The organism is Streptomyces sp. NPDC048523, assembly GCF_043199815.1.
Classification (GTDB): Bacteria; Actinomycetota; Actinomycetes; order Streptomycetales; family Streptomycetaceae; genus Streptomyces.
Genome location: NZ_JBICWQ010000020.1, coordinates 1 through 7836, shown reverse-complemented (window position 1 = coordinate 7836; position 7836 = coordinate 1). Strand labels below are relative to the sequence as shown.

The window sequence follows — 7836 nt, the reverse complement described above, 5'->3', positions numbered from 1 at the left end:
GTCGTTTTGCGCCGCGGCTGCCCCCCACCCCCTGCCCGCACGTTCCACGCCCTCCTGCACAAAACGACCGCGCTGCTTTTTTCTGCGGCGGCATGCGGTAAGGTACGAGTTGTTTGGTTTAATTTTGAGCTAGAGGAGCATCTCATGGCTCAGCAGGAACGAGCTGTCCGGACCCGGCGCGCTGTTCTGGAGGCCGCCGCAGCGATCTTCGCGGAGCGGGGATACACGGCGGCCACGATCGGCGAGATCCTCACCCGGGCCGGAGTGACCAAAGGCGCCCTGTACTTCCACTTCAACTCCAAGGCGGCCCTCGCCCAGGGCGTGCTGCAGGCGCAGGTCACCAACGACTACCACGTGCCCCGCGAGCTGAAGCTGCAGGAGTGGGTGGACGCGGGCATGACCCTGGCCAAGCGCCTGCCGCAGGAGCCGATGCTGCTCGCGGGCGTCCGGCTCTCCGCCGACCTGCAGGGCCGCGACGTCTTCGGCAGCGCCTGGCCTGCCTGGACCGAGCTCACCGCCGCCTTCCTGGCCGAGGCCAAGGAGCGCGGCGAGGTGCTCCCGCACGTCGTGCCGCAGGACAGCGCGCAGGTCTTCCTCGGGGCCTGGATCGGCGTGCAGTACGTCTCCCAGGCCATGTCCGACTGGGCAGACCTGGAGGTGCGCATGTCGGCGCTGTTCAACCACATGCTGCCCGCCATCACCGCCCCGGCCGTCCTGGTCAGGCTCGACACGGCCCCCGACCGGGGAGCCCGGGTCATCGCCGAGGTGCGCGCACAGTCCCCGGCCCTGGCCGGCGCCGGCCAGTGAGGCGCCCACGCGCCCGTCCCCTGCCCGTCCCCGTTCCTCGCTTGCGTGAGCACCCTCAAGCCCAAATGAACCACCCGTGCGGTTTGATAGTGTCCTCAACCCCTGCTGCGTGACGGGCCGCTCGCCGCGAGGCGCTCAGGGGGCCGGCGGGGCCGGCTCCCGGAAACCGACCGGGGCTGGAGAGGCGGGATCGGGCGGTCGGGCGGGAACGTGCCGCTCGGACCCGGCGGGCACCGGCCCTCGGATGAACTTCTGGCTCGCCAGGAACTCGGCGGGCTGCTTGCCGCCCTCGCGCCCGTCCTCGTCCTCGTCCTCGTCCTCGTTCTCGTCCTCGTTCTCGTTCTTGATGATCGTGCCGACCGTGGTGCAGGAGCCCTCCAGGGCGGCCTGACCGGCCTCCGGGTCCAGGTCGAACAGGTCCCGGGACTCCGCCTCCGGGCGGCGCCCGCCCTCGCCGGCGGGGACGGGCGTGGGCGTTTCTCCCCGGCCGGTGAGCGGGCCAAGGGGGCCGGGGGTGCGGCCTTTTCCGCTGCGGGAACAGCAACGCCCCGGCGCGCGCGGTGGCGGCGCGGGCCGGGCGGCGCCTGATCGGCTCCGCGCGGCAGCGGCCCGGGGTGAGGCGGCTGGAGCTGCCGACCGGCGTGCTGCGCGGCCCAAGGCCCCGCAGCGCGCCGGGCGTGGTCCCGCGGGCCGGGTCCGGGTGGACGGCGACGTCACGCGCACGGGGGGCCTCGCCCTCTCCCGGCGCCGGGAGAGGGCCAGGAGAGGGCGTCTCCCGGCGCGCCGCCGCCACCGCCGCCACCGCCGCCACCGCCGCCACCGTCGCCCCCGCCGTCGCCGTCGCCGCCGCCGTCGCCGCGGCGGCCGGACCGCGGACCGGGCGTCCGGGACCGGACCCGGCGGCCGGTGTCCCGGACGGCCGCGGATCCCGGAGGGTATCTTTGCTCCCCCGGAAAACGTCCTGACATCCTGGTTCTGCGGCTCGAGCCGGCCTCACCGGCACCCCTGCCATCGGACAAATAGCGCTTTTCTCCTCGAAATCCCCAACACTCCAGAGTAAAAACAATCCGTCCGGTTTGATATTGACAAACCGTCTGGATTGTTTTTGAATCGGGGGCCTACCCGCTTTCCGGCGAGAGACTGCGCCGACGGGACGACAGGGGGATTGGCGTGGACATTCAGGTACTGGGCGCCCTGGGGGTCAGGGAGGGCGGAGTGTCCATCACTCCCACCGCGCCGAAGGCGCGGCAGGTGCTGGCCCTGCTGGCGCTGCACGCCGATCAGGTCGTACCCGTCTGCGCGCTGGTGGAGGAGCTGTGGGCGGGTCATCCGCCGCGCAGCGCACGCACCACGCTGCAGACGTACGTGCTGCAGCTGCGCGAACTCATCACGGCGGCCCTCGCCCAGCACGCCGGCGGTCCGCTCGGCGCGAAGGACGTCCTGGTGACCTGCCCCGGCGGTTACCGGCTCGACACCGGTGGCGGCACCAGCGACGTGCGCGAGTTCGAACGCCTGGCCGGTCTCGGCTACCGGGCCATGGACGCCGGTGACCACCCGCGTGCCGCGCGGCTGCTGCGCGAGGCCCTGGGCCTGTGGAACGGCGCGCCCTTCGCCGACGTCCAGGCGGGTTCCCAGCTGGAGACCGAGTCCAGGCGCCTTCAGGAGAGCCGGCTGTGTGCGCTGGACCAGCGCATCGAGGCGGATCTGCGGCTGGGCCGGCACCGTGAACTGCTCGCCGAACTCACCGTCCTGGTCAGCCAGTTCCGCACCCACGAGAACCTGCACGCGCAGTTCATGCTGGCCCTGCAGCGCTCGGGCCGCCGCAGCGAGGCGCTCGACGCCTACCGCAGGCTGCGCACCACGCTCGTGCACGAGCTGGGCATCGAGCCCTCCGTGCCGCTGCGCCGCCTGCAGCGCTCCATCCTGCTGGCCGGCCCGGAACAGACGGCGCAGCCCCCCCAGGCAGCGCCCCGGATGGCGTCGGCGGGAGGCTGACCTGCACGGCGCTCGACGGCCGCCCGAGCACCACAACAGCGCCCCACCCCATCGGGTTCAGGCGCGCTTGACGGGGACTCAAGGACGGGGATGCCGACGATTTTTGGCCCCTACCGTGGCCAGTCAGCGCACCCGCTCTTCGAACGCACGGTCGAGGAGAAGACGACGCCAAGGGGGAGACGAAACCATGAGGATTCAGGTACTGGGTCCATTGAGCGCCGACATCGGCGGTGTCTCGGTGGTGCCGACGGCGAGCAAGCCCCGGCAGATCCTGTCACTGCTCGCGCTGTATCCCGGCCGTGTCATGCCCGTTCCGACCCTGATGGAGGAGATCTGGGGAGCCGACCCCCCGGTCAGCGCCCTCACCACACTGCAGACCTACATCCTGCAACTGCGCCGGCGGCTCGGCACCGCCATGGGACCCGACTCACCGCGCAGCGCCAAGGAGCTGCTGGCCACCCGGCACGGTGGTTACCTGCTCCAGATCCAGCCGCAGAACGTGGACGTGCACACCTACGAGCGGCTGGTCACGGCCGGACGCGCCGCCTTCGAGGCCGGTGACGACGCCCGCGCCGCCGAAACGTTGCGCCAGGCGCTGGACCTGTGGCAGGGCCCGGCACTGGTCGACGTGCGCGTCGGTCCGATCCTGTCCATCGAGACCCTGCGCCTGCAGGAGAGCAGGCTGGTCACCGTGGAGCGGCGCATCGACGCCGACCTGCGGCTGGGCAAGCACACCGCACTGCTCGCCGAGCTCAAGGACCTGACCGTCCGTCATCCTCAGCACGAGGGCCTGCACTCCCAGGCCATGGTGGCGCTGTACCGGTCGGGCCGGCAGGCCGCGGCACTGGACGTCTACCGGCAGCTGCGCATACGGCTCATCGACGAACTGGGTGTGGAACCCTCACCCCAGCTGCAGCGCCTGCACCAGGCCATGCTCACCGTCGACCCCGGGCTCGAGGTGGCCGCAGGCGCCCGCCGCGGCTCGACCTTCGATCTGTACGCCACCTAAAGGCCGCGACCGTCGCGGCCGTTTCGAGCCCGCCTCTAGCACCGTGGGCCAGCCTGGTGGGGCCCGTGACACACCAGGGGGCCAAGGAGGGGCGGACATGGCGGACACAGCGCCACCCGTACGGCTGTACTGCTTCGCACACGCGGGGGCCGGAGTCTCCGCCTTCAACGGCTGGACCCGCAGCATCGGCCCCGGCGTCGAGACCGTGCCCGTCCTGCTGCCGGGCCGGGAGCGGCGGCGCCGCGAACCGCGCCTGACCGACCGGGCGGCACTCGTCGCCGAACTGCTGGAGCGCGTGAGGCCCGAACCCGGCAGGCCGTTCATCCTGTACGGGCACAGCCTGGGAGCCCTGGTGGCCCACACCCTCACCCAGGCCCTGCACGAACAGGGACGTCCCCTTCCCGCGCTGCTCGCCGTCGGCGCCTGCCCGCCGCCGGACGAGAGCAGCGAACTCTCCGACAGCGCCGGCACCGCCGACGGCCCGCTGCTGCACCGGCTCCACGCCATGGGAGGTGTGCCCGAGGGAGCCCGGCCGGACGGCTACTGGCACCGGGCCGTGCTGCCGGTCCTGCGCGACGACCTGCGCCTGGCGCGCGCGCTGCGGGCCTACGCCCGCGGCACCGCCGGCACCGCCGGCCGCATACCGGTGCCCCTGCTGGCCGTCGCGGCAGACCGCGACCCGCTGGCGCCGCCCTTGCTGGTCGCCGGCTGGCGCAGGTGGTCCGCCGCACCGGTGGCGACCCGCACCGTCACCGGTGACCACTTCTTCGTACGAGGTGACGCGCTGCCCCGGCTCCTCGGCCGGGCCGCCCGCGTCGTACGGCGGCTCGGCAGCACCCCCCTGCCCGTACAGCACCCCGCACCGCAGGCACCGCAGGCACCGCACGGCAGGCCCGCGGTGCCGGGCCGGCGAGCCGTCCCGGCCGGGTGACACCGCCCGGGCCCCCACCGATCCCCTTCACCCCGCATGTGCCCGGCACGAGAAGAAAGAGAGTCACCACCATGCAACCTCTGGACATAAAGGACCTGGTCGTCCTGCTGCGCACCAACGCCGGTGACAGCGACACCTTCGACCTGGACGGCGATGTGCTGGACGTGCCCTTCGACGAACTCAACTACGACTCGCTGGCGCTGCTGCAGGTCACCGGTGCCATCGAGCGCGACTACGACGTCGCCCTCGATGAGGAGGCACTGGAGGAGGCCGGAACCCCGCGCCAGTACCTGAAGGTCGTCAACCAGGTGCTCGCCTCCTCCCGGACGGCCTGAGCCCGGGCACCCCCGGGTGCCCGCCCGCGAGCACCTGGAGGGGCGGTCCCGGAAGGGACCGCCCCTCCAGGCGCTCACGCGGCCAGGGCCGTGTGCCGGCGCCCGCACTCAGTCGATGCCACGCACGATGTGCACGGGGGTGATGTCGTCCTCGTCCGCCCCTGCCAGGAGCAGCGGCGGGGCCGCGACCGCAGCCGGGCCCAGGTCGTGACGCGAGGGGGCGGGGCGCAGGTGCTCCCCGTGACTGTCGTGGCGGGTGTCGTCCACGTTCTCCTCCTTCTTGAGGCGGCTGCCCGGGCGGTCGCCTGCGGCCCGGGCGCCGGCCACGGCTCAGTAGCGGTAGTGGTCCGGCTTGTACGGGCCCTCGACCTCGACACCGAGGTACGCCGCCTGCTCCGGGCGCAGCCGGGTCAGCTTCACGCCGAGCGCGTCCAGGTGGAGGCGGGCGACCTTCTCGTCGAGGTGCTTGGGCAGCACGTAGACGTCGGTCGGGTACTCGTCGGGCTTGGTGAACAGCTCGATCTGGGCCAGGGTCTGGTCCGCGAAGGAGTTGGACATCACGAACGACGGGTGGCCGGTGGCGTTGCCCAGGTTCAGCAGCCGGCCCTCGGACAGCACGATGAGCACCTTGCCGTCGGGGAACGTCCAGGTGTGGACCTGCGGCTTGACCTCGTCCTTGACGATGCCGGGGATCTTGGCGAGACCGGCCATGTCGATCTCGTTGTCGAAGTGACCGATGTTCCCGACGATCGCCTGGTGCTTCATCCTGGCCATGTCCGAGGCCATGATGATGTCCTTGTTGCCGGTCGTGGTGATAAAGATGTCGGCCGTCTCGACGACCTCGTCCAGCGTCGTGACCTGGTAGCCGTCCATCGCCGCCTGCAGCGCGCAGATCGGGTCGATCTCCGTGACGATGACGCGGGCACCCTGGCCGCGCAGCGACTCCGCGCAGCCCTTGCCCACATCGCCATAGCCCAGGACGACCGCGGTCTTGCCGCCGATCAGGACGTCGGTGGCACGGTTGATGCCGTCGATCAGGGAGTGCCGGCAGCCGTACTTGTTGTCGAACTTCGACTTGGTCACGGCGTCGTTCACGTTGATCGCCGGGAACAGGAGAACCCCGTCGCGCTGCATCTCGTACAGGCGGTGCACGCCCGTCGTGGTCTCCTCCGTCACGCCGCGGATCTCCGAGGCCAGCCGGGTCCACTTCTGCGAACCGTCCGTGATGGTGCGGTGCAGGAGCTCCAGGACGACCCGGTGCTCCTCGGACTCGGCGGTGTCCACCGAGGGGACCTTGCCGGCCTTCTCGTACTCGACGCCCTGGTGGACAAGGAGGGTGGCGTCACCGCCGTCGTCCAGGATCATGTTCGGGCCGCCGGTGGGGCTGTCCGGCCAGGTCAGCGCCTGCTCCGTGCACCACCAGTACTCCTCCAGAGTCTCGCCCTTCCAGGCGAAGACCGGGACACCCTGGGGGTTGTCCACGGTGCCGTTCGGGCCGACGGCGATAGCGGCGGCCGCGTGGTCCTGGGTGGAGAAGATGTTGCAGGACGCCCAGCGGACCTCGGCACCCAGGGCGACGAGCGTCTCGATGAGGACGGCGGTCTGCACCGTCATGTGCAGGGAGCCGGTGACACGCGCGCCGGCCAGCGGCTGCGTCTCGGCGTACTGTTTACGGATCGCCATCAGGCCGGGCATCTCGTGCTCGGCAAGAGTGATCTCCTTGCGGCCGAACCCGGCCAGGGACAGGTCGGCGACCTTGAAATCGGTGAACTCAGCTGACACGGGAGCTCCTTGCACTCATGACGTTACGGTGGATGTCCAGGGCCGCGGTGGACCTGTTCAGGGTGATGTAGTGCAGCCCGGGCGCGCCCTCGGCGAGCAGGTGCTCGGACATGGCGGTGGCGTACTCCACGCCGATGCGGCGGCCCGCCGCCGCGTCGTCCCGCACCGCCTCCAGGCGGTGGGCGAGATCTTCCGGGAAGGCCGCGCCGCTCAGTTCGGCGAACCGGCGGATCTGGCGCACGTCGGTGGCCGGCATGATCTCCGGGATGATCGGGAGGTCGCAGCCGGCGGCCGCCACCCGGTCCCGCAGCCGCAGATAGTCCTCGACGTTGAAGAACATCTGCGTGATGGCGTAGTCGGCACCCGCCCGGCACTTGGCCACGAAATGCCGGATGTCGCCGTCCCAGTCGGATGAGCGCGGATGCCGCTCGGGGAAGGCCGCCACGCCGATGGTGAAGTCACCCAGCGAGCGCACCAGTTCGACCAGCTGGCAGGCGTAGCGGAAGCCGTCCGGGTGCGGCACCCACGGCCCGGCGGGGTCACCTGGCGGATCGCCGCGCAGGACCAGGACGTCCCCGATACCCGCGTCCGCGTAGGCGCCGATGATGTGCCGCAGCTCGGCCACCGAGTGGCCGACGGCGGTGAGGTGGGCGACGGGGCGCAGGGTCGTCTCGGCCGCGATGCGCCGCGTCACCTCGATGGTGCGGTCCCGGCAGGAGCCTCCCGCGCCGTAGGTGACGGAGACGAAGTTGGGCCGCAGGGGCTCGACACGGCGTATCGCCTGCCACAGCGTGCGCTCCCCGGCCGCCGTCTTCGGCGGGAAGAACTCGAAGGAGAACGTCGGTGTCACCGCTCGCCTCCCGCGTTGAAGTACGTCGCCTGCGGGTGGTGGATGACGATCGCGTCGGTGGACTGCTCGGGGTGCAGCTGGAACTCCTCGCTCAGCTGGACGCCGATGCGCTCGGGGCGCAGCAGGT

General features: G+C 71.5%; 10 protein-coding genes. 5 read left to right on the top strand and 5 right to left on the bottom strand.

Features of this window, described 5'->3' with window-relative positions:
- Window positions 1–144: 144 nt before the first annotated feature.
- On the top strand, window positions 145–807 hold the full coding sequence (locus ACGFWE_RS42995) for a ScbR family autoregulator-binding transcription factor (protein WP_352392277.1): 663 nt from the start codon (window positions 145–147) through the stop codon (window positions 805–807).
- 135 nt (window positions 808–942) lie between these two features.
- Here ACGFWE_RS42995 and ACGFWE_RS42990 read toward each other — a convergent pair whose 3' ends face one another.
- Window positions 943–1464: a hypothetical protein gene (locus tag ACGFWE_RS42990; protein WP_393606085.1), complete on the bottom strand. Its 522-nt coding sequence runs from the start codon at window positions 1462–1464 to the stop codon at window positions 943–945.
- Between the two features lie 513 nt (window positions 1465–1977).
- Between ACGFWE_RS42990 and ACGFWE_RS42985 the strand changes: the two genes are divergently transcribed.
- The 4 genes from ACGFWE_RS42985 (at window position 1978) to ACGFWE_RS42970 (ending at window position 5077) form a co-directional block, all read left to right on the top strand.
- The gene (locus ACGFWE_RS42985; protein WP_352392278.1) at window positions 1978–2802 is read left to right on the top strand and encodes an AfsR/SARP family transcriptional regulator; all 825 of its coding nucleotides are present in this window, start codon (window positions 1978–1980) and stop codon (window positions 2800–2802) included.
- A 187-nt stretch (window positions 2803–2989) separates the two neighbouring features.
- Window positions 2990–3811 (top strand): BTAD domain-containing putative transcriptional regulator, encoded by an 822-nt coding sequence (locus ACGFWE_RS42980; protein WP_393606083.1) that lies wholly within the window; start codon window positions 2990–2992, stop codon window positions 3809–3811.
- Window positions 3812–3908: 97 nt separating this feature from the next.
- Window positions 3909–4742: a thioesterase II family protein gene (locus ACGFWE_RS42975; RefSeq protein ID WP_393606081.1), complete on the top strand. Its 834-nt coding sequence runs from the start codon at window positions 3909–3911 to the stop codon at window positions 4740–4742.
- A gap of 71 nt (window positions 4743–4813) precedes the next feature.
- Window positions 4814–5077 (top strand): acyl carrier protein, encoded by a 264-nt coding sequence (locus ACGFWE_RS42970; protein ID WP_352392281.1) that lies wholly within the window; start codon window positions 4814–4816, stop codon window positions 5075–5077.
- Window positions 5078–5185: 108 nt separating this feature from the next.
- Here ACGFWE_RS42970 and ACGFWE_RS42965 read toward each other — a convergent pair whose 3' ends face one another.
- From ACGFWE_RS42965 to ACGFWE_RS42950, 4 genes are all read right to left on the bottom strand, one after another.
- On the bottom strand, window positions 5186–5344 hold the full coding sequence (locus ACGFWE_RS42965; protein WP_352392282.1) for a surface protein: 159 nt from the start codon (window positions 5342–5344) through the stop codon (window positions 5186–5188).
- A gap of 63 nt (window positions 5345–5407) precedes the next feature.
- Window positions 5408–6859 carry an adenosylhomocysteinase gene (ahcY, locus tag ACGFWE_RS42960; protein ID WP_393606079.1) on the bottom strand — a complete coding sequence of 484 codons (1452 nt, stop codon included), beginning with the start codon at window positions 6857–6859 and terminating at the stop codon, window positions 5408–5410.
- The gene (gene metF / locus ACGFWE_RS42955; protein WP_393606077.1) at window positions 6849–7709 is read right to left on the bottom strand and encodes a methylenetetrahydrofolate reductase [NAD(P)H]; all 861 of its coding nucleotides are present in this window, start codon (window positions 7707–7709) and stop codon (window positions 6849–6851) included. The genes ahcY and metF overlap by 11 nt, the downstream gene beginning before the upstream one ends.
- The coding region (locus ACGFWE_RS42950) for a vitamin B12 dependent-methionine synthase activation domain-containing protein (RefSeq protein WP_393606117.1) at window positions 7706–7836 on the bottom strand (131 nt) is incomplete at its 5' end. The genes ACGFWE_RS42950 and metF, both read right to left, overlap by 4 nt.

What these genes read in the sequence shown, in the direction of transcription:
- ACGFWE_RS42975 (WP_393606081.1), top strand. Translation starts at nt 3,909, where the DNA reads ATGGCGGACACAGCGCCACCCGTACGGCTGTACTGCTTCGCACACGCG.
- ACGFWE_RS42995 (WP_352392277.1), top strand. Translation starts at nt 145, where the DNA reads ATGGCTCAGCAGGAACGAGCTGTCCGGACCCGGCGCGCTGTTCTGGAG.
- ACGFWE_RS42970 (WP_352392281.1), top strand. Translation starts at nt 4,814, where the DNA reads ATGCAACCTCTGGACATAAAGGACCTGGTCGTCCTGCTGCGCACCAAC.
- ACGFWE_RS42980 (WP_393606083.1), top strand. Translation starts at nt 2,990, where the DNA reads ATGAGGATTCAGGTACTGGGTCCATTGAGCGCCGACATCGGCGGTGTC.